The organism is uncultured Subdoligranulum sp., from assembly GCF_937890665.1.
Window position 1 is genome coordinate 13,652 of record NZ_CALADU010000105.1, and the last position, 20,143, is coordinate 33,794.

19 protein-coding genes are annotated in these 20,143 nt (G+C 61.8%); 10 read left to right on the plus strand and 9 right to left on the minus strand.

Annotation, left to right across the window (positions count from 1 at the left end):
- The first annotated feature begins 116 nt into the window (after positions 1–116).
- Together Q0526_RS06345 and Q0526_RS06350 are read left to right on the plus strand one after the other, a co-directional pair.
- Positions 117–1,028 carry a hypothetical protein gene (locus Q0526_RS06345; RefSeq protein WP_298731704.1) on the plus strand — a complete coding sequence of 304 codons (912 nt, stop codon included), beginning with the start codon at positions 117–119 and terminating at the stop codon, positions 1,026–1,028.
- Positions 1,029–1,052: 24 nt separating this feature from the next.
- Positions 1,053–1,394: a hypothetical protein gene (locus Q0526_RS06350; protein WP_298731706.1), complete on the plus strand. Its 342-nt coding sequence runs from the start codon at positions 1,053–1,055 to the stop codon at positions 1,392–1,394.
- Positions 1,395–1,456: 62 nt separating this feature from the next.
- Here the strand turns inward: Q0526_RS06350 and Q0526_RS06355 are convergent, their stop codons facing one another.
- The 5 genes from Q0526_RS06355 to Q0526_RS06375 all read right to left on the minus strand — a co-directional run bounded on the left by Q0526_RS06355 (position 1,457) and on the right by Q0526_RS06375 (position 6,297).
- Complete coding sequence (locus Q0526_RS06355; protein WP_298731708.1) at positions 1,457–2,188, minus strand: ABC transporter ATP-binding protein; 732 nt, start codon at positions 2,186–2,188, stop codon at positions 1,457–1,459.
- The gene (locus tag Q0526_RS06360; RefSeq protein WP_298731710.1) at positions 2,185–3,621 is read right to left on the minus strand and encodes a hypothetical protein; all 1,437 of its coding nucleotides are present in this window, start codon (positions 3,619–3,621) and stop codon (positions 2,185–2,187) included. The genes Q0526_RS06355 and Q0526_RS06360 overlap by 4 nt, the downstream gene beginning before the upstream one ends.
- On the minus strand, positions 3,618–5,057 hold the full coding sequence (locus Q0526_RS06365) for a hypothetical protein (protein ID WP_298731712.1): 1,440 nt from the start codon (positions 5,055–5,057) through the stop codon (positions 3,618–3,620). Before Q0526_RS06365 ends, Q0526_RS06360 begins: the two co-directional genes overlap by 4 nt.
- Before the next feature lie 14 nt (positions 5,058–5,071).
- Positions 5,072–5,854, minus strand: coding sequence for a hypothetical protein (locus Q0526_RS06370; protein WP_298731714.1), 783 nt, complete (start codon positions 5,852–5,854; stop codon positions 5,072–5,074).
- 65 nt (positions 5,855–5,919) lie between these two features.
- Positions 5,920–6,297 carry a GntR family transcriptional regulator gene (locus tag Q0526_RS06375; protein WP_298731716.1) on the minus strand — a complete coding sequence of 126 codons (378 nt, stop codon included), beginning with the start codon at positions 6,295–6,297 and terminating at the stop codon, positions 5,920–5,922.
- Between the two features lie 159 nt (positions 6,298–6,456).
- On the opposite strand from Q0526_RS06375, the gene Q0526_RS06380 reads away from it, so the two are divergent.
- The 7 genes from Q0526_RS06380 to Q0526_RS06410 all read left to right on the plus strand — a co-directional run bounded on the left by Q0526_RS06380 (position 6,457) and on the right by Q0526_RS06410 (position 14,910).
- A complete protein-coding gene (locus Q0526_RS06380; protein WP_298731718.1) occupies positions 6,457–7,131 on the plus strand; it encodes a response regulator transcription factor in 675 nt (224 codons plus the stop codon).
- On the plus strand, positions 7,128–8,336 hold the full coding sequence (locus Q0526_RS06385; protein WP_298731720.1) for a HAMP domain-containing sensor histidine kinase: 1,209 nt from the start codon (positions 7,128–7,130) through the stop codon (positions 8,334–8,336). Before Q0526_RS06380 ends, Q0526_RS06385 begins: the two co-directional genes overlap by 4 nt.
- Positions 8,337–8,505: 169 nt before the next feature.
- Positions 8,506–9,648 carry an ABC transporter ATP-binding protein gene (locus tag Q0526_RS06390; protein ID WP_298731722.1) on the plus strand — a complete coding sequence of 381 codons (1,143 nt, stop codon included), beginning with the start codon at positions 8,506–8,508 and terminating at the stop codon, positions 9,646–9,648.
- The gene (locus tag Q0526_RS06395) at positions 9,632–10,495 is read left to right on the plus strand and encodes an ABC transporter permease (protein WP_298731724.1); all 864 of its coding nucleotides are present in this window, start codon (positions 9,632–9,634) and stop codon (positions 10,493–10,495) included. Before Q0526_RS06390 ends, Q0526_RS06395 begins: the two co-directional genes overlap by 17 nt.
- Positions 10,492–11,961 carry a GldG family protein gene (locus Q0526_RS06400; RefSeq protein ID WP_298731726.1) on the plus strand — a complete coding sequence of 490 codons (1,470 nt, stop codon included), beginning with the start codon at positions 10,492–10,494 and terminating at the stop codon, positions 11,959–11,961. Before Q0526_RS06395 ends, Q0526_RS06400 begins: the two co-directional genes overlap by 4 nt.
- Positions 11,958–13,292, plus strand: coding sequence for a DUF4340 domain-containing protein (locus Q0526_RS06405; protein WP_298731729.1), 1,335 nt, complete (start codon positions 11,958–11,960; stop codon positions 13,290–13,292). Before Q0526_RS06400 ends, Q0526_RS06405 begins: the two co-directional genes overlap by 4 nt.
- A 259-nt stretch (positions 13,293–13,551) precedes the next feature.
- Positions 13,552–14,910, plus strand: a complete 1,359-nt coding sequence (locus Q0526_RS06410; protein WP_298731731.1) for a radical SAM protein — start codon at positions 13,552–13,554, stop codon at positions 14,908–14,910.
- Between the two features lie 6 nt (positions 14,911–14,916).
- On the opposite strand, the gene Q0526_RS06415 is transcribed toward Q0526_RS06410, so the two are convergent.
- Entirely contained in the window at positions 14,917–15,468 is a 552-nt protein-coding gene (locus Q0526_RS06415; RefSeq protein ID WP_298731734.1) for a TetR/AcrR family transcriptional regulator, read from the minus strand.
- A gap of 166 nt (positions 15,469–15,634) precedes the next feature.
- Between Q0526_RS06415 and rpoN the strand changes: the two genes are divergently transcribed.
- Positions 15,635–16,903 carry an RNA polymerase factor sigma-54 gene (gene rpoN, locus Q0526_RS06420; RefSeq protein WP_298731736.1) on the plus strand — a complete coding sequence of 423 codons (1,269 nt, stop codon included), beginning with the start codon at positions 15,635–15,637 and terminating at the stop codon, positions 16,901–16,903.
- A 97-nt stretch (positions 16,904–17,000) separates the two neighbouring features.
- Here rpoN and Q0526_RS06425 read toward each other — a convergent pair whose 3' ends face one another.
- The 3 genes from Q0526_RS06425 to Q0526_RS06435 all read right to left on the minus strand — a co-directional run bounded on the left by Q0526_RS06425 (position 17,001) and on the right by Q0526_RS06435 (position 20,130).
- Positions 17,001–17,627, minus strand: a complete 627-nt coding sequence (locus Q0526_RS06425) for a bifunctional 4-hydroxy-2-oxoglutarate aldolase/2-dehydro-3-deoxy-phosphogluconate aldolase (protein ID WP_298731738.1) — start codon at positions 17,625–17,627, stop codon at positions 17,001–17,003.
- A gap of 12 nt (positions 17,628–17,639) precedes the next feature.
- Positions 17,640–18,785, minus strand: a complete 1,146-nt coding sequence (gene dgoD / locus Q0526_RS06430) for a galactonate dehydratase (protein WP_298731740.1) — start codon at positions 18,783–18,785, stop codon at positions 17,640–17,642.
- A gap of 82 nt (positions 18,786–18,867) precedes the next feature.
- Complete coding sequence (locus Q0526_RS06435; RefSeq protein ID WP_298731742.1) at positions 18,868–20,130, minus strand: PTS transporter subunit IIC; 1,263 nt, start codon at positions 20,128–20,130, stop codon at positions 18,868–18,870.
- Positions 20,131–20,143 lie beyond the last annotated feature (13 nt).

Sequence of the window (20,143 nt, forward strand, 5' to 3'; positions counted from 1 at the left end):
CCCGACGGTTGAAAAGACCGTCGGGGGATTTTTTATGCCGGTGTGGGCTGGCAGCCCACCAAAAGGCGACGGGCTTCGACTATACTTTGGGGTATACGACGAAAGGGGATAGCAGGATGAAACAACAAATTGCGGCGGGGCTGGCCGCCCTCTGTCTGGTGGGGCTGGCGGGCTGTTCGGCCCCCGAAAGTACCGTGTCCGACACCGCGGAAGCGGCTTCTCCGGCGGCGGAGTCGGCGGCGGAATCCACCGCGGCGGCGGAAACGCCGGAACCGCAGGCGGCGGAGGTGACGCTGGACGAAACGGTGATCTACGATGCAGACGGCGTGCGGATCACCGCCACCGGTCTGGACACCGATGGGCTGATGGGCCCGGAGCTGACGCTGCGCATCGAGAACGGCACCGCCCAAAATCTGGTGGTGCAGCCCGCGTGGTGTACTGTCAACGGGTATATGATGAGCGACCTCTTCTCTGCCGATGTGGCAGCGGGCAAGACCGCCAACGAGAGTTTTTATTTCCCCAGCACGGCGCTGGCGCGGTGCGGGGTGGACACGGTGGCGGAGATCGGCCTGCAGCTCAAGATCATTGACGGCGGTACCTATCAGATTCTGACCACCACCGAGGGCGTCACCCTGCAAACCTCGGCGGCGGGCAGCTACACCCAGACCTATGATGACAGCGGCGAGGAGATCTACAACGCCAACGGGGGGCGGGTGGTAGCCCAGCAGATGACCGAGGACCTGTTTGGCCAGAACCTCTGCTTCTATGTGGAAAATACCTCGGACCGGGCCGTGGTGGTGGAAAGCGAGGATCTTTCGGTCAATGGGTACATGGTCAGCAACTTCTTCTATGCCGATGTGGTGCCCGGCGCCCGGGCAGTGGAACCGCTGACCCTGCTGAACAGCGAGCTGGAGGACAACGGCATCGAAACGGTGGACACGGTGGAGTTTTCCCTCAAGCTGGTGGACCCCGACAGTTTTTCGACCATCGACCAGACGGACCCCATCACCTTGCAGCCGGGGGCCTGACGGCATCATAAGGAGGAACAAGGAATGAAAACGGCAAAATTGGTCATTGGGATTCTCAGCATCGTGCTGTTTGTGCTGGTGGGCATGCAGTCCTGCGTGGCGGGGCTGGGCAACACGATGAGCAACAACGGCGAGATGGGCGGCACCGCCGGTCTGTTGGTGGCGATCTGCCTGCTGGTGGCGGGCATCGTGGCCATCTGCACCCGCAACGGGGGCAAAGGCGGGCTGGTCAGCGCCGGGTTTTATCTGGTAGGCGGCGTGGTCGGCCTGCTGGGGGCCGGCAGCTACGGCGATTTGTACGTCTGGTCGGTGCTCAGCCTTGTGTTCGGCGTGGTCTGTCTGGCAGGCTCGCGGAAATCCTCTTAAAAGCGGCATACAAAACCAACGGGCCGCCCCTTTTGGGGCGGCCCGCTTTGCTCGTATAGGGGTCAGTCGTCTTTTTCCTGCCCAAATTGCAGGTAGTGCTGGGGGTCCCAGCCGCAGGCGGAGGCCATGCGGGTCAACAGCGTTTCCCCGTTTTCGTGCAGGTCGTCGGTCAGCACATCGTCCACGATGCGCCCCTTGTGCAAGATCAGCGCCCGGTCCAAAAAGTGCTCTACATCGTCCAGATAGTGGGTGGACAGCAGGATGGTCTCCTCCCCGTGGAGGGTGCCGCTCATCAGCTTGATAAAGTCCTTGCGGGTGAAGGGGTCCTTGCCCAAAAAGGGTTCGTCCATCAGGTAGTAGGCGGCCCGCTTGGCAAAGCCCGCAGCCAGCTCTAGCCGGGCTTTCTGCCCGGTGGAAAGCCGCCCGATCACGTCCCGGCCCGAAAGGCTGAAAAAGTCCAAAAATTCCCGGTACCGCACCTCGTCAAAGGCGGGGCTCAGGTCGGCCAGCAGGGCGCCGTACTCGGCGGTGGTCAGGGCAGGGTAGTAGCTGCCCTCGGCGGTGATATAGCTCAGCCGCTGGTACTGGGCCGCGGCGGGCTTGCCGTCAAACAGGGCGCGGCCCTTGGCGGGCAGCAGCCCGGCCATCGCCCGCAGCAGGGTGGTCTTGCCGGCGCCGTTCTCGCCCAAAATGCCCACGATCTGCCCGTCGGGCACCGTGAAATCCACCCCCAGCAGCCCCACGGTGGCCCCGTGTTGCCGGTAGGTCTTTTGCAGGTTGGTTACTTCGATCATTTCCAGTTCCCTCCGTCCTTTTGCAGGCTGTCAAAGTGGAGCTCCCGCCGCAGCAGTTTTCCGTTCCAAAGATAGTCGGCGTACCAGTCCCGCTCGGCGCCGGTGGTCATCGTGCCCCAGTATTGCAGCCGTCCGCCTTCCAGATCATAGACCCGCAGGTCCATGCCCCGGCCGTTTTCCCCCGCTACGGTGGGCACGCCGTCCTGAAAGACGGTGTTTTCGTAGGCAAACAGCACCTTGTCCCCGGCTTCGTTCAGCAGGACGGTGTCGGGGTTCAGATGATCCTTGTCCTCCATGGTGCCGGCCACCGTGAACTTGCCGTTCTCGGCGCGCAGCAAAGCGATCACCGGCTGGGTGCTGCTGTACAGGTACTCGTCGATCTGCTGGTCGTAGCCCTCCACCCACAGGACGGCGTCCCGGTCGGTGGTGCGGGGCAGCAGCTTGGCATGGATGTGGGCTGCCTCCTCCAGCGTGGTCAGTTCCCGGTGGTCGGTGCGGGTCCCCGCCGCGTTGACAAGGTCGGCACAGAGGACGTTCTCCCCGTTCAGATAGAGCAGCAGGGTGGACCCGTCCGCCATCGACGCCCCCGCCAGTGCCTGCTTAGCATCGGCCGGGCAGTAGAAGGGGGTCAGGCTGCCGTACTCGGTGGAGTTGCAGACCACCGGATAGCCCTGTACCATGCCGTCGGTGGGCAGTTGCCTGATCTGATACCGGGTCAGCCCCTGCCCCTTGTCCAGTCCCGGCGCCCGGCCCGCCAGATTCTGGGTCCAGCAGAGTCCCTTTTCGGCCCCCAGAACAAAGCTCTGGGTGTTGACCGGAAGGTCGGGCCAACTGGTGTCGGCGTCCCCGGACAGGACTTGCAGCGTATAGTCATTGTAGGAAAAATCGTCCCGGGGGTTTTCCTCCGTGGCGGTGAGGGTAACGTCCTCGGACAGGGAAACGTCACCGGCGTCCAGCCGCAGTTCGGTGCCGTCGGGCAGCCAGATGGTGTACATCCGGCGCACGGTGTTCACCGTGGTGTTGGCCTGCCGGTTGCCCTCGATGCCAGGACGGTTCACCACCGCGTTGGCGTCGGCTTGGTCGCGGGTCTCGGGGGGCAGGGCATAGCTGCGGGTGGGCACCACGCCTGAGGTGTCGTGGACGGCGTCGGGGTCGTCCAGCCGCAGCTCGGTGTGGAGCACCCCGTCCTGCAAGGTAAAGTGGATGCGGTTCTGGGTGACCGTCCAGCCCAGCGACCCCGACAGGGTAAACCCTTCCAGCGGGGTGCCGTTGCAAAGCTGGGACCGCAGCGTAAGGCCGATGCCGGTCCAGCCGGTGTGCAGCCAGATGCCGGCGGCGGCCAGCACCGCCACCGAGGCCACCGTCAGTACCGCCAGCGCCAGCCCCGGGCGGCGGGTGCGGCCCGGGCCAGGGATGCGTAAGGCTTTGCTCATAGTCCGATCCCTCCATCCTTGGGCAACGGGTCAAAGGTCAAGTAGCGGGCGCTGCGGTGCAGATTGATGCTGTTGAGGCCGTAGCTGGCAAACCAGTCCCGGTCGGCCCCGGTGGTCAACAGCCCCCGGTAGGAGGGGCCCGCCCCGTCCAGCGGATAGACTTCCAGCCGCACGCCGTCCTCCGGCTGGGAGCCGTCGTTGGTGGCGGGCAGCGAAGCGTAGTGCCGGCGACCGATCAGCAGGGCGTTGCCCTCGGCGTTCAGCACTGCGGCGTTCAGCATCCCCGCGTCGTCCCCACCGCCAAAGCGGCTTTCGGGCAGCAGGGTGCTCAGCGTAAAGTGTCCGTCCTCGGCCCGCAAAGCGGCCAAATAAAGGGTCGCCTGCGGGTCTGATTCATCCCGGTAGTCGTACAGGGTCAGCACCGCATCCCGGTCATTGGTGCGGTTGTTCAGCGCAGCGCTCAGGCTGCCTGCCGCGGCTATGGTGCCCAGTTCCCGGTGGTCGGTGCGGGTCCCTGCCTCGTTCACCAGGTCGGCCCAGAGGGTATCCTCACTGTCCAGATAGACCAGCAGGGAAGACCCGTCCGCCATGGCCGCCCCCAGCAGCGCTTTGCTGGCATCCGCGGGGCAGTAGAAGGCTTCCAGCGAGCCGAAAGGCGTGCTGCCGCAGATCACCGACTGGCCGCTTATCGTTCCGTCGTGGGGCAGGGCGTCCAGCTCGTCCCGGGTCAGGCCGTTCATCCGGTACAGTCCCGGAGCCATGCCCAAAAAGTCCTCCTGCCAGCACAGACCCACCCCGCCGTCCAGCGCAAAGGGCAGGGGCGCTACCATCGAGTCAGGCCAGTCCGCAAAGGTGTCTTCCTCGTAGGTTTCCTGCTCAAAGTCGGACATGGCGTTGGTGGGGGAGTAGCCGTCCTCGATCAGCATGGCCGATACCGTTGCGGGGGCATCCAGTTCTATGGTATCCACCGCCATTCGTACAAAACGCTCCGTGCCGTCCGGCAGGGAAAGGCTCAGCGTTACGGTGCGCAGCAGGGTGTTGGTGCGGCTCTCTACCACAAAGGGGGTGCCGTCGCTGTTGCGCTGCCGCACGGTGGCGTTGCGCTCGACCTCGGCCCGGGCCTGCTGCGGCACCACACAGTTGTAATTGGTATACACCGAAGCCCGCTGCACAAAGGGGGCGCGCTGGTCGTCAAAGACCAGTTCGGTGTCCAGATACCCGTCATGGAGGGAAAAATGCAGGCTGTCATACAGGCCGTCCCAGTTGATCCGCCCATTGAGGGTGAACCCCCGCAGGGCGGCGGCGTCCCCGCTCTGGTCGATGAGTTGGCAGTCCATGGCCCGCCAGCCCCGGTGGAACCAGACCGTGGCAGCCAGCCAGACGGCCAGCGCCAGAATCGCCAAAAGGGCAAATCCGCGGCGAAATCCTTTGGTCATACACCCCCCTCCTTTCAGGCCGGTTCGGCGCGGCGGATGGCCCGCAGCGCCCACACAAGGCTGACCAGCACCAGCACCACCAGCACAGGCACCACCCGGACGAAATCCTCTACCAGAGCCTCGTTGATGCCGTAGAGGGCAAGGTACTGTTCGTCGTGGAAGAGCACCCCGCAGCAGACGGCACAGATCACCCCAATGACCACCGCCACGCCCCGGCGCCAGCCCCGGTGGAGCCGCACACAGATCAGCAGCAGGGCAGAGGCCAGCCAGGTGACCACCAGCAGCACCAGCTGCAGGGGACGGCGGGGCAGCAGCCAGTAGAGATCCCCGTTGAGGAGGAGCTGCTCGTAGAGATTCTGGGCGGGCATGGACATGCCGAACCGCTCCAGCGCCCGGGCGCTTTCCATGGCCTGCACCGGGAAAAAGTAGAGAATGTACAGCACGAACTGCAAGGCTACCACCCCCAACTGCAACACGGCGGCGGTCAGCACCTGGGCAGCCAAGCGCAGGGCAGGAGAAATAGGCAGCGTCAGCCAAGTATAGCTGCATTTGGCCCGCTTATGGTCCGACACGGCGGGCCCGGCCAAAAAGCCGGCCAGCAAAAAGACCACGCCAAAGACCTGAAACTGCAGCCCGCTTTGGTAATAGGTGGCCAGTCCCATGCCCAGTTGGTCGGGGCGGCTGGCCTCAAAGAGCAGCACTGCCAGTTGCTCCACGGCAAACACCGCGCAGAGGATCCCGTAGGACCGGCGGGCCAGCCGCCAGTTCCATCCGGCCAAAGATAACATCGCTTTCATACGCACACTCCTTTGTTTTGCAGTTGGTGTATTACTGTATTGGTACACCTGCCGCGAAAAAAAATTCACTCGTCGCCCCACAGTTCGCTGACCAAGGCGATGACCTTTTTGTAGCTGAGCTGGTTTTGCTTGGCTTCTTCCACAAAGCGTTCCACCAAGCCCCGGGTCAGCTCTTCCTCAATGGCGTCCCGCAGCCCGGGCGTCAGCCGCACCACGCTGCCGTTGTTGCCGTCGGTGTAGATGTAGCCTTCCTCGGTCATCAAGCGGTAGGCTTTCTGGGCGGTGTTGGGGTTGATGCCGGTTTGGGCTGCCAACTCCCGCCGGCTGGGTATGGCGTCGCCATCCTGTACGGTCCCCAGCAAAATCTGCCGCTTTAGGTGCTCTGCAATCTGTTGGTAGACGGGCGCGCGGTCATGAAACTGCAGCCCGCTGAAACTGACCATCCAATCCCCTGCCTTTCCTTGGATTTTGCTGTATTATACCCGTAATACACATAGGCTGTCAAGAGGGTTTCCACAAAATCAACACAGGATTTTCAGCTTCTTTTCAGTTTTGCGGCGTACACTATTGTATACAAGACAAAATTCCCGGAGGTGTGTAAGGTGCGGGTATTGATCGTGGAAGACGAGACCCTGTTGGCCCAATCGCTGCAAACCTTGTTGCAGCGCAAAGGGTTTGAGGTGGAGGTTGCCTATGACGGCAACACCGGGGCCGACTACGCCGACACCGGCATCTACGATCTGTTGATTCTGGATGTGATGATGCCGGGGCTGAACGGCTACGAGCTGGCGCGCCATGTGCGGCAGCGGCACAGCGCGGTGCCCATCCTGATGCTGACGGCCAAATCCGACCTGCCGGACCGCATCGAGGGGCTGAACGCCGGGGCGGACTACTACCTGACCAAGCCCTTTGATATTGTGGAGCTGCTGGCCTGCATCCGGGCGCTGCTGCGGCGGCAGGGCGGGCAGGTGGACTTGCTGCGTTTCGGGGATGCCTCGCTGGATCTGGCGGGGGGCAAGCTCTGCTGCGGGGACAAAAGCGTGCGCCTTTCGGCCAAGGAGTTTGACGTCATGCGGCTGCTGATGCAGGCGGGGGGCGGCAACATCCCCAAGGAGGTCATCCTGACCCACGTGTGGGGCTTTGACTCCGACGCGGTGGAAAACAATGTGGAGGTGTATGTAGGATTTTTGCGCAAAAAGCTGAAAAGTTTAGGGCCCCGGGTGCAAATCGCGGCGGTGCGGCGGATGGGCTACCATCTGGAGGCGGCAGCGCCATGATCCGGCGGCTGCGCATCAAATTTGTCTGCATTACCATGAGCATCGTCACGGTGATCTTGCTGGGGGTGCTGGTGGCGGTGCTGGGGCTGACCCGGGCCAGTTTGGAGCGGGAAAGTCTGGACGCCATGCACCGCATTGCCATGAACCCGCTGCCGCTGCAATCCCCCAACGAGGAAATCGACGGGATGCGGCTGCCCTACTTTGTGCTGGAAGTGGCCGAGGACGGCACGGTGCAGACCGTAGCCGGGGGCTACTATGACCTGTCGGACACTGCCTTTTTGCAGCAGGCCGCCGACGAGGCCCGGCAAAGCAGCGAACTCAGCGGCGTGCTGCCCCACTACAACCTGCAATTTTTGCGGGTAGAGACCCCGCGCCACAGCTACATCGTGTTTGCCGACCTTTCCAACGAGAAGCAGACCCTCAACGGGCTGCTGCGCAGTTGCCTGCTCATCTGCGGGGCGGCGTTCGGGGTGTTTTTGGTGCTCAGCACCCTGTTGGCCCGGTGGGCGGTGCGCCCCGTCGAGCGGGCATGGATCCAGCAAAAGCAGTTTGTGGCCGATGCCAGCCATGAGCTGAAAACCCCGCTGACCGTGATCTTGACCGACGCGGAACTGCTTTGTGCGCCGGACGGCACCCCGGCCGAAAAGGCCCAACTGTCCCAGAATATGCTCACGGTGTCCCGGCAGATGCGGGACTTGGTCGAGCGGCTGCTGGAACTGGCGCGGGTGGACCAAGGCCTGCCCCAGACCGCCCACACCCGCATCGATTGGAGCGATGCCGTCACCGAGGCCACGCTGCCCTTTGAACCCCTCTATTACGAAAAAGGGCTGGGGCTGGACACCAACATCGAACCGGGGCTGATGGTGCGGGGGGATGCCGCCCAACTGCAGCAGTTGACCGGCATTTTGCTGGACAATGCCCAAAAATATGCCGACCCCGGCGGCACCATCCACTTGGCGCTCTGCCGCAGCGGGCAGCGGCGGGCGGTACTGGCGGTGACCAACTGCGGCGCCCCCATTGCCCCGCAGGACCTGCACAACATCTTTAAGCGGTTTTACCGGGCGGACCCCGCCCACCGGCGGGACGGCAGCTGCGGGCTGGGGCTGGCCATTGCCCAGGGCATCGTCACCCAGCACGGCGGCCGTATCTGGGCCACCAGCGAAAACGGCGTCAACACCTTTTATGTGGCCCTTAAAACGCTGTAAAACGGCGGGGAATGCTGACGAATCCGGCCATCCCCGAGGGAAACGGGAAGAAAAAGGAGCGGCTTTGCCGCTCCTTTTTTCGGAATTTTCACAAATGGGCCGGGCTTTTTCAGCTTCGTTTCAGCATGGGGTGGTAGAGTATTCCCCATGAAACAGGGAGGTATCTGCAATGATCACAGTTGAACACCTGACCAAGCGGTATGGTGACGTCACGGCGGTGGAGGACATCTCCTTCACCATCGAGGACGGCCATATCTACGGCTTTCTCGGGCCAAACGGCGCGGGCAAGTCCACCACAATGAACATCATGACCGGGTGTCTGGCCGCCACCAGCGGCGAAGTGAAGATCGACGGGTACGATATCTTTGAGCAGGCGCGCCAAGCCAAGCAGCTCATCGGCTACCTGCCCGAGATCCCGCCGCTCTACACCGACGAAACACCGGAGGAATACCTGCGTTTTGTGGCCGAGGCCAAAGGCCTGCCCAAGCGGTCCATTGCCGCCGAGGTTGCCCGGGTCATGGAGGAAACCCGTCTGACCGAGATGGGGGACCGGTTGATCCGCAACCTGTCCAAAGGCTACCGCCAGCGGGTGGGGATCGCGCAGGCTCTGCTGGGCAATCCCCGGTACATCATCCTCGACGAACCCACGGTGGGCCTTGACCCCTTGCAGATCATCGAGATTCGAGATCTGATCCGGGAGCTGGGGGAAAAACACACCGTCATCCTCAGTTCCCACATCCTCAGCGAGGTACAGGCCATCTGCGAAAGTGTGCTCATCATCGCCCACGGCAAGCTGGTGGCCTTTGACACGCCCCAGAATCTGGAGCGGACGCTGGCGGCCAACAACCGGCTGCTGCTGACGGCGGAAACCGACGAAGCCGGCCTGCGGGCCATTCTGGACGGACAGCCGGTGGTGGACAGCTACACGGTGGACGGGGTGGAGTACCCCCAGCCGGCCCAACCGGCGCAGGCCCCCGAAGCCCCCGCCATCCCGGAGGAAGCCGAAGCCCCCGACGAGCCCGAAGCCGCCGCACCGGACGCCGAGGATGCCGAGGTACTCTCGGCCCCCGAATCGCTGCCTGACGCGGCGCAGCTTGTCCCGTCGGCGCCGGAGGCCCTCTGCAAAGCCACGGTAACGCTGGCAGGGGACCCCGCCGTTGCCTGCCGCACCCTCTTCTTCGCCTTTGCGCAGGCGGGGTGCGCCTTGGTGCAGATGACCCCCATCAAGGCGGATCTGGAGAATATCTTTATCGAATTGACCGAGGACGAACCGTCCGGAAAGGAGGCGCCGGACCATGAAAGCGGTGTTTAAACACGAGATCGGCCTATACTACCACAGCATGCTGGCCTATGTGTTCGGGGCGTTTTTGTTGGACTTTATCGGCATCGGCGCCATGATGTACAACATCAACAGCGCCGTGGCCAACTTTGAGTATGCCTTGGGGACCTTCTGCATCGGGTTTGTGGCGCTGGTGCCCATCCTGACCATGCGGGTCATGGCCGAGGAGAAAAAGCAGAAAACCGACCAGCTTCTCTCGCTGCTGCCCATCACCGGGGTGGACATCGTGCTGGGCAAATACTTTGCCATGGCGGTGGTCTTTGTGACCCCCATGCTGGTGGCCTGCGTCTATCCCTTCATCTTCTCCTTCTACGGTGATGTCTACCTGCCCACCTCCTACGGGGCGCTCTTCGCCTTCATCTGTCTGGGGCTGGCCCTCACCGCCATCGGCATGTTCATCTCCTCCTTGACCGAATCTCAGGGCATGGCGGCAGGCCTCTGCGTGGTGGTCATGCTCTTCTGCTATTACAGCGCCTCGCTGGCGGATTATATCTCCTCCACGGCCTTCAACGTGGCCGCGCTGCTGGTGCTTTCGGCGCTGATGGCCATGCTGGTCCGCCGCCTGACCCGTTCCGATGTGGCAGGCCTCATCATTCTGGCGCTCTGTGTGGCGGCGGTGGTCATCACCTGGCTGGTCAGCCCCACCTCGCTGGAAACGCTGATCCCCGACCTGATGAACCAGCTATCGCTGTTTGAGCGGTTCTACACCTTCGTCAACGGGGTGTTCGATGTGACCGCCATCATCTACTACATCAGCGTAGCGGTCTTCTTTCTGTTCCTCTGCGTGCAATCTTGGGAGAAAAAGAGGTATAACGGATGAAAAACAGCTTACAAAACAAATGGCAGGGTGCCATGGCCCGCAACCGGCAGGCCCTGAACACCCGCACTGCCAAGGTGGGCGGTTACAGCTTTGTGCTGAGCTTGGTGGTGTTGGCCATTCTCATCGCCGTCAACGTGCTGGCCTCCAAGCTGCCCACTAGCTGGACCCAGTTTGATATTTCCGCCGCCCAGCTCTACTCGCTGACCTCCGACACCAAGGTGGTGGTCACCAACCTGCAGCAGGATGTGACCATCTACTGGATCAGTCAGGCCGGTAAAGAGGACACCGTCATCCAGAAACTGCTGGACCGTTACGCCGAACTGTCCGACCACATTACGGTGGTCAAAAAGGACCCCGACGTCTACCCCACCTTTGCCCAGCAGTACACCGAGGAAACGGTGACCAACAACTCGCTGGTGGTGGAATCCGGCGACAAGAGCCGCTACATCGGCTACGACAACATCTATCAGGTGGACACCGGCAGCTACTACACCACCGGTTCGGTGTCCCAGTCCTTTGACGGCGAGGGGCAGATTACCTCGGCCATCGACTATGTAGTCAGCACCGACCTGCCCCAGATCTACCTGCTCAGCGGCCACGGCGAAGCCGAGCCGTCCCAGACCCTCTCTGACGAGCTGCAGCGCAGCAACTACGAGACGGTGTCGGATTTCTCGCTGCTCAACGTGGACGCCATCCCTGAGGACTGCGACGTGCTGCTCATCAACGCACCCACCAGCGACATCTCGGACGAAGAGCTGACCATGCTGCAGGACTACATCACAAACGGCGGCAAGGTGGTGGTGCTCTCCGGCCCGCAGGAGGATGCCGACCTGCCCAACCTGCAAACCTTGCTGACCAACTACGGCGTCACCTTCACCGACGGCGTGGTGGTGGACACCAACCGGGATTACTACGCCTTCACCGCCCCCTATGTGCTGATGCCAGAGATCCAGTCCTCTGACATCACCGACCCCCTGAAGGACGGCGACTACCATGTGATCGTGCCCATCGCGCAGGGCCTGACGGTGGGCGAAACCACCAACGGCGCCACCGTTACCTCGCTGCTGCAAACCTCCACGGACTCCTTCTCCAAGGCGGCAGGCTACGCCATGACCACCTATGACAAGGAAGAGGGCGACGTGGACGGTCCCTTCACGCTGGCGGTCTCGGTGGAAGATTCCGCCGCCGGCGGACGGCTGCTCTGGGTGGCCAGCGACTACCTGCTGGACGATATGTACAACTCCTATTCGTCGGGGGCCAACTTAGACTTCCTGATGAACGGGCTGACTTGGATGATCGGTGACACCGACGCGGTGTCCATCCGCAGCAAGTCCTTGAATTACAACTATCTGACCATCAGCTCCTCGTCGGCCGCATGGCTCAAGATCTGCATGATCGGCATCATCCCCGTAGGCTTCCTGCTGCTGGGCGTGGATGAAGTATTGCGCAGGAGGAAAAAGGTATGAATCGACAGAAAAAACTGGCCGTCCTGATCGGGGTGCTGGTAGCGCTCTGCGCCATCATCGCCATCGTTTCCGGCGTGCAGAAACACATCGACACCATCTCCACCGTGGATGAAGAGATCTTCGCCACCAGCGAAAGCGCCCTGACCGCCGTTTCTTGGACCAAGGACGGCAGCTCCCTCAGCTTTACCAAGACCGACGACACTTGGCACGACGCGTCGGATGAGGCGTTCCCCATCGATCAGGAGAAGATGAGCGACTTCCTTGCCCATTTCGAGAGCGTCCATGCCAGCTTCATCATCGAGGATGTGGAGGACTTCGGCCAGTATGGGCTGGATAGTCCCAGCTGCACCATCACGCTGTCCAGCGACGACGGGGACACCGTCATCCAGTTGGGCGACTACTCCACCATGGACGAAAAGCGCTATCTGACGCTGGGGGATGGCACGGTCTACCTTATCGACGACGATCTGGCCGAGTATGTGGCCACCGACCGGGATGAGCTGATGCGGCAGGATACGGTGCCGGAGTACGACACCCTCGACACCATCGTGGCCACCGGCGAGAGCGCCTTCACGGTGGAGCATCACCCCGACGAGGACCTGACCTACACCGATGCCTACGAGTATTACCTCAACGACAACGGCAGCTATCAGGCGCTTTCCACCGATAAGGTGGAAGGGCTGCTCACCACGCTGGGGGATCTGGACCGCACCGACTATGTGACCTACACCGCCGACGATTCGGTGCTGGCAAACTACGGTCTGGACGCGCCCACCGTGACCTTTACGGTGACCTATACCGCCGATGACGAGCAGAACACCTTCGCGCTGGCCTTCGGGCAGGAAGGGGACAACCGCTATATGCGGATGGACGATTCCCCCATCATCTATAAAGTGGACAGCGACACCTACGACGAGGAGATCGCCGACGTAGGGTACGACACGCTGCGCCCCGACGAGATTCTGGCGCTGAACTGGGATGACGTGCAGAGCATCGACTTTACCATCGACGATACCACCTACACGGTGGAAAAGAGCGGCGACACCTACAAGATTGGCGACGATGAGGTGGAATTTGAGGACACCGCCGACGCCATCGACGCCCTGAAGATCAACGAGTTCAACACCGAGAGCCCCGCCAAAAAGCAGGAGATCTCCTTCACGGTGCACCTCGACAACGACACCTACCCCACCCTGACCGTCACCCTTTACCAGTATGACGGCGACAACTGCTTGGCGCAGTTGGACGGCACCACGCTGGGCTTCATCTCCCGGTCGCTGGTGGTGGACCTGACCGAAGCGGTCAACGCCATCACGCTGGGGCTGGAATAACCGGCGCCTAAGGGATTTTCGCCGCCTTGGGGGCGGCTCCTCCCAACGCAAAACCCCGTACTGCGGTAAGCAGTACGGGGTTTTTGCGTTGTCCCCAAGGCAGCCTAACAAAACAAAAAATGTGTCAGGACAAAGTGGGGAAACTATCAGTGTTTCGACAAGCTTTGCGGTGGTATCCTATATATGATACGCTGGTATCTGCATAGTTTGGCAGCATGCCGCGTACAAAAGGACTAGCAAGGTATGGAGGTGTACCGTAATGGCACAAAATACGCCTTTGAAAGATGCCGCGCTCTCGGCCGGCATCGAGCAGGTTTTGCATTATCTGGAAAAAGATCCCGAGATCAATATCCCCAAGATCATGAAGCTCATCGACACCGTGACGCCCAAGGATTGGTACGCCAAGCAGCGGGCCGCCTTCCGCAAGGCCATCGAGGAGAAGAACAACTGGTATCAGCTGATCATGAAGGTCTATGAACTGGACCCCGGTGTGCGGCAGACCTTCTTCCGCAACTTTATCCTCAATGCCAGTTTGCAGGGCAGCGCCCGGCAGCAGGAAGTCAGCGCCAAGGAAAACTGCAACGTGCCGTGGGCCATCCTGTTGGACCCCACCTCGGCCTGCAATATGCACTGCACGGGCTGTTGGGCGGCGGAGTATGGCAACCGGCTCAACCTGACCTTGGACGAGCTGGATTCCATCGTCACCCAAGGCAAGGAACTGGGCACCTATATGTACATCTTTACCGGCGGCGAACCGCTGGTGCGCAAACAGGATGTCATCGCCCTGTGTGAAAAGCACAGCGACTGCGAATTTTTGAGCTTTACCAACGGTACCCTCATCGACGAGGCGTTCTGTCAGGAGATGCTGCGGGTCAAGAACTTTGTGCCCGCCTTCAGTCTGGAAGGCTTCGAGGCCGCCAACGACTCCCGCCGGGGGGACGGCGCTTACCAGAAAGTACAAAAAGCCATGAAGCTCCTCAAGGACCACAAGCTGCCCTTCGGCATCTCGGCCTGCTATACCAGCGCCAACTACGCCGACATCAGCAGCGAGGCGTTCTTCGACTCCCTCATCGACGCCGGGGCGCTCTTTGTCTGGTTCTTCCACTACATGCCGGTGGGCAGCGGGGCCGCGCCACAACTGCTGCCTACCCCGGAACAGCGCACCGAGGTCTACAACCGCATCCGGGCCTTCCGCAAGACCAAGCCCATCTTCTCGATGGACTTCCAGAACGACGCGGAGTATGTGGGCGGCTGCATCGCCGGCGGGCGGCGCTACCTGCACATCAACGCCCGGGGCGATGTGGAACCCTGCGTCTTTATCCACTATTCCAACGTGAACATCCGCAACTGCACGCTGCTGGAAGCCCTCAAGAGCCCCCTCTTTATGGCCTACCACGACGGTCAGCCCTTCAACGGCAATATGCTGCGGCCCTGCCCCATGCTGGAAAACCCCGAAAAACTCCGCCAGATGGTCCACGACACCGGCGCCCAGTCCACCGACTACGAATCGCCGGAAGCGGTGGACACACTCTGCGACCGCACCACCCCCTATGCCGAGGCATGGAAGCCCCAGGCCGAAAAGCTCTGGGCGGTGAGTCATCCTCACAAAGGGGAGTGACCCGGCTTAGGAATGTAAAATGTGCCCCCAGGGATTCTGGAACAACAGCCAGTAAAGCTGGTTGACCAGGGTTTCCCGCTCGGCATCGGTGCGGGGGTTCTCTTCCATCAGCAGCCCCGAGATGCCGCAGGCATAAAACAGCAAAAAGGCTTCCTCGTCGGCGGGGGACATAGCCAAGTTGGGGTGCGCCCGGTGCAGCATGTCCTGCAAGTAGGTGGTAAACACCTCCACCAACTGCCGCTCCAACTGTTCCCGCCACCGGCTGGCCAGCAGATGCTGCAAGGTCTGGCGATGGTCACGGTCACAGGCAAAGTCCACAAACATCCGCAGCGCCAGACGGGGGTCATCGGTGCGCAGGCTTTGCTCCAGCAGGTGCTGGGCCCCTTGGCGGGTCCACCAATCCACCACGTCCAGCACGTCCTGAAAGTGGTAGTAAAAGGTTTGACGGCTGATACCGCACAGCGTTACCAGCTCCTTGACGGTGATCTTCTCCAAACTTTTTTTCTCCAGCAACTGGAGCAGCGTATCGGTGATCTGACGTTTTACATCGCCCGGCATATTCGTTCCCTCCCGCCTGCAACTTCGTATTTTGTTATTGTATCATAGCAAACCAGCCGCGTCCAGCGGCAATCTACCGCGTCTTGCCGCTATTTACAAGGCGCGGCTTTTTCTTTATAATGAAGGCAAAATACAACGCCCGCACCGCGGGGAAAGGGGGCTGCCTATGCTGTCACAGGAACAGCGGCAGCAGCAGTGTCTTGGCCAGCAGCAGATGCAGGCGCTGGCGGTACTCTCGCTGGACGGCGTCGGGTTGGAGGAACTGCTCAAACAAGAAGAGGTGGACAACCCCGTCTTTGATCTGGAGAAGATCGCGGTGTCCCGCAGGACCCCGGCGCCTGACACCGCCCCCCGGGAGGAAGCGGTGGCCGACAAAACGCAGGAGGATCTGCGGCTGATGCTGGAAAGCCAACTGCCCGCCGATGCCGACGCCGAGGACCGCCGCCTTTTTGCCCGGATGACTGAATTTCTCGAGAGCGGCACCGGTCTGCTGCCCGAGAGCGTGCAGGAAATATCCGAGATCTTGGGGGCGCCCCTCTACCGGGTGGAACGGTGCCTGTCTTGGATGCACCAGATGGAACCGGCCGGGGTGGGGGCCGCCACCACCGCCGAAAGTCTGGTGCTGCAAGCCTACCACCGGCAGATGGTGGACCCCAAACTGTATGACATCCTCTTTGACCATCTGGAAGATCTGGCAGCCCGGCGGTACCGGCGGATCATGCGGGCCTGCGGGCTGACGCTGGAACAGGTGGAGGACTATGCGGCCCAGATCCGCACGCTGGAACCCTACCCCACGGCGGAGTACGGCGGGCTGGACACGGCGGCCTACATTGTGCCCGATCTGGTGTTTGCCCGGGAAAAGGACGGCTGGACCGTGCAGGTGCGGGACCGCTGGAGCGGCGGCGTGCCGTACAGCGAATTGTATACCACCCCGCTGGCCGACGCTGCGCCGGAACTGCGCAGCTATCTGCAGGCCCAGCGCCGCCATGCCGAGCAGATCGTCCGCTGTGTGGAGCGCCGGCGGCAGACCCTCTGCGCGCTGGGGCGGTGCATTGTACAGACCCAGCAGGACTTTCTCGAGCGGGGCGAGGCGCTGCACACCCTGACGGCGGACCAACTGGCCGCCGAAACCGGGCTGAACCCCTCCACCGTGAGCCGGGCGCTGAAGGGCAAATACGTCCAGACCCCCGACAAGGTCTATCCGCTGACCTTCTTTTTGTCCCGGGCGGGCAGCCGGGAGGCCGGCGGCGAGAGCCGCAGCGAGATTCTGGCCGCCCTCAGCGGGCTGCTGGCGCAGGAGGACGCCGCCCATCCTCTCTCGGACGCCCAGTTGGTGGACGCGCTGGGGCGTCAGGGCATCACGGTATCCCGCCGGACGGTGGCCAAATACCGGCTGTTTTTGGGCGTGCCCGGCGCCGCCGAACGCAAACGATGATCGACCATACCAAAAGCCCCGCGGGCCGGTAAAGCTACCGGCCCGCGGGGCTTTGCTTTGGAGAAAAACTTTGGAGGATAAGGGGAGAATTTTGGGGTTACGGCAGCCGGCTGACCAGATCCCGCACATAGGCTTCGCAGGTTTCCCAGTCGTTGGCAGCCACGGCGTCTTTGGGCATCAGGCTGCTGGCCAAGCCCACACTCAGGTAGCCTTCGTCGGCGATTAAGTGGTGCAGGTTGTCCGGCGTCACGCCGCCGATGGCCATGTAGTGGGTGTCGTCAAAAGGCCCTTTCAGGTCTTTCAAGTAGTGGTCGGGCATGCTGCCGGCGGGGAAGAGCTTCATGGTTTTGTAGCCGTACTCCAAGCAGACCGCCACATCGGTGGGGGTCATGACGCCGGGCAGCAGGGCGATGTTCTGGGCGGCACAGTAGGACAATACATCCAGCGGGGTGCCGGGGGTAAGCAAAAACTGGGCGCCGGCGGCAATGGCGGAACGGCAGCGCTCCACCGTGATGGCGGTGCCGCCGCCTACCAGACAGCGGTCCCCAAAGTGGCTGCGCAGCAGGGTGATCTGCTCCAGCGCATGGGGACTGTTCAAAGCGACTTCAAAAAAGGCCACACCGCCCCGCACCGCAGCCTCGGCGTAATCCACCGTCTTTTCCAGCGGGACGTTGCGCAGAATGCCCAGCAGGCGGTTCTGCGATACCATCGAATACATATCCATCTCCGTCACCTCTTACCATTCGGCCATGGTGCCGTCGTAGTTGCGCCACTTGGGGTTGGTCCAGTGCAGACCTTCCGCCGACACTTCCTTGACCAGATCTTCGTCGATCTCCAACCCCAGACCCGGTTTGTCGGGCACGTTCACATAGCCGTCCTTGTACTGGAAGACCTCTTTGTTCTTCACGAAGTCCAGCAGGTCAAAGCCCTTGTTGTAGTGGATGCCCAAGCTCTGTTCCTGAATAAAGACGTTGGGGGAGCAGACGTCCACCTGCAGGGTAGCCGCCAGCGCAATGGGACCGTAGGGGGCGTGGGGCGCAGCGGCCATGTCAAAGGCTTCGGCCATGGCCACGATCTTCTTGGTTTCCAGAATGCCGCCCACAAGGGCCACATCGGGCTGGATGATGTCGATGGCACCCTGCCGGAAGAGGGACTTGTACTGCCAGCGGCTGACCAGCCGCTCGCCGGTGGCCAGCGGGGTGGAAACCTGCTGGGCCACTTCCCGGAAGCCCTCCTCGTTTTCGGGCAGGACCACTTCCTCCAAGAACATCAGCTTGTAGGGTTCCAGCGCGTGGGCCAGCACCTTGGCCATCGGCTTGTGGACCCGGCCGTGGAAGTCCACCGCGATGCCGAAGCCGTCGCCGCAGACCTGCCGGATGGAGGCCACCCGGTCCACCACGGCTTGGATCTTGTCGTAGGAATCGATGTAGTGCAGTTCCTCGGTGGCGTTCATCTTGACGGCGTCAAAGCCCATGGCCCGGCGCTCCAGCGCGGCCTTGGCCACGTCGTCGGGGCGGTCGCCGCCGATCCAAGAGTAGACCTTGATGCGGTCCCGGGCCTTGCCGCCCAGAAATTCATAGACCGGCACGCCGAAGGCCTTGCCTTTGATGTCCCACAGGGCCATCTCCAGACCGGAAACGATGGTGCCGTTGATGGGCCCGCCCCGGAAGAAGGACTTGTACATCTCCTGCCAAAGGCGCTCGATCTCAAAGGGATCCCGGCCCAGCAGGTAGGCGCCCATCTCTTTGGCGCCGGCCACTACGGTCTCGGTCTTGGTGCCCGAGATCATCTCGCCCCAGCCCTCGATGCCTTCGTCGGTGCTCAGCTTGACGAAGATCCAGCGGGGTTTGACTTCATATACGGTAATACCAGAAATTTTCATGCAGAACCTCCCGGTTATGTCCCCCACACAAGGTCCGGAGGCGGTCCTTCCGGACCGCCTCCGGCAGGGGGAGATCAGAGAATCAATGGAACAGACCTGCTACCAGACTCAGCAGGTAGGAGAGCAGGTGGGGACCGGCGTCCTCGGTGGAGATGAGGGCGGCGCCCGCCAGCTCGTAGCCGCCAGCCACAGCCAGCGAGGTGTGGACCGGTGCCAGCGCCGTGGCGATGAAGAGCATGATGCAGGTGAAGATCACGCAGGAAATGTAGCTGCGCACCACGTTGCCCTTGCTGAACGCCACCGGATAGGCGGACAGCCACATGGCCTGATAGGCAATGTCAGAGATGGGCAGCAGGCGGTTGAAGGGCAGCACCATGGCCAGAATGATGGTGGTGGGCACCATCAGGATGCCGACGGCGATGCAGCTGGGGTTGGCGATGGTCAGGGCGGCGTCGATGCCGATGTGGAACTTGTTGCCCACAAAGCGCTTGTTCAACAGGTCCTTGACGGCATCGGCGAAGGGGATCAGGCCTTCCATCAGGACCTGCATCATCTTGGGGGTCAGCATCATGGTGGCGGCGGTGTACATAGCCACGCTCATAACGCCGGCAACGTCGTTGCCGCCCAGAATGCCGAACAGGGCGCCCAGAATGGTGCCGATCATCAGGGGCTCGCCCAGAATGCCGAATTTCTTCTGGATGCTTTCGGGGTCGGCCTTCAGCTTGTTCAGGCCGGGGATGTGGTCATACAGCTTGTTCAGCAGGTAGGCCAGGGGCGCCCAGCTGATGCTGTTGGAGGTGGGGAAGGAAACGCCGGGGATGCCGAAGGATTCTTCCACCACAGGCTGGGTCCAGTCGGCCAGCTTGAAGGTGACCATGGCGCAGATGGCGCCGCAGACCAGACCGATGATGGCGCTGCCCGAAGCGTAGTAGCAGATGGCGGCGCAGAAGATGAAGTGGTTGTAGCTCCAGAAGTCCACCATCACGCAGTTGGTGAGCTTGAGGGCCAGCATGATCAGGTTCAGGCCCAGTACCACAAAGACCACCACGGCGGCCAAGGGGTAGGCCCAAGTAGCGGCGGCGCGGGCAGGCCAGCCCACGTCCATAATATCGGTGTGCAGGCCAAAGCGGGTGACCATGTTCTGCACGCTGGGGCCTACCTGTGCGATGAAGGTGTTGATGACCAGGTTGACACCGCAAAAACCAACACCGGTGGTGATGCAGCACTTCAGCAGGGTGCCCAGTTTGACCCGCAGGCAGATGCCGATGATGAACATGATAATGGGCATCATGCACATGGGACCCAGACCGGCGATCCAATTCAAAGCATCAATAACGACTTGCATGTTTATTCCTCCT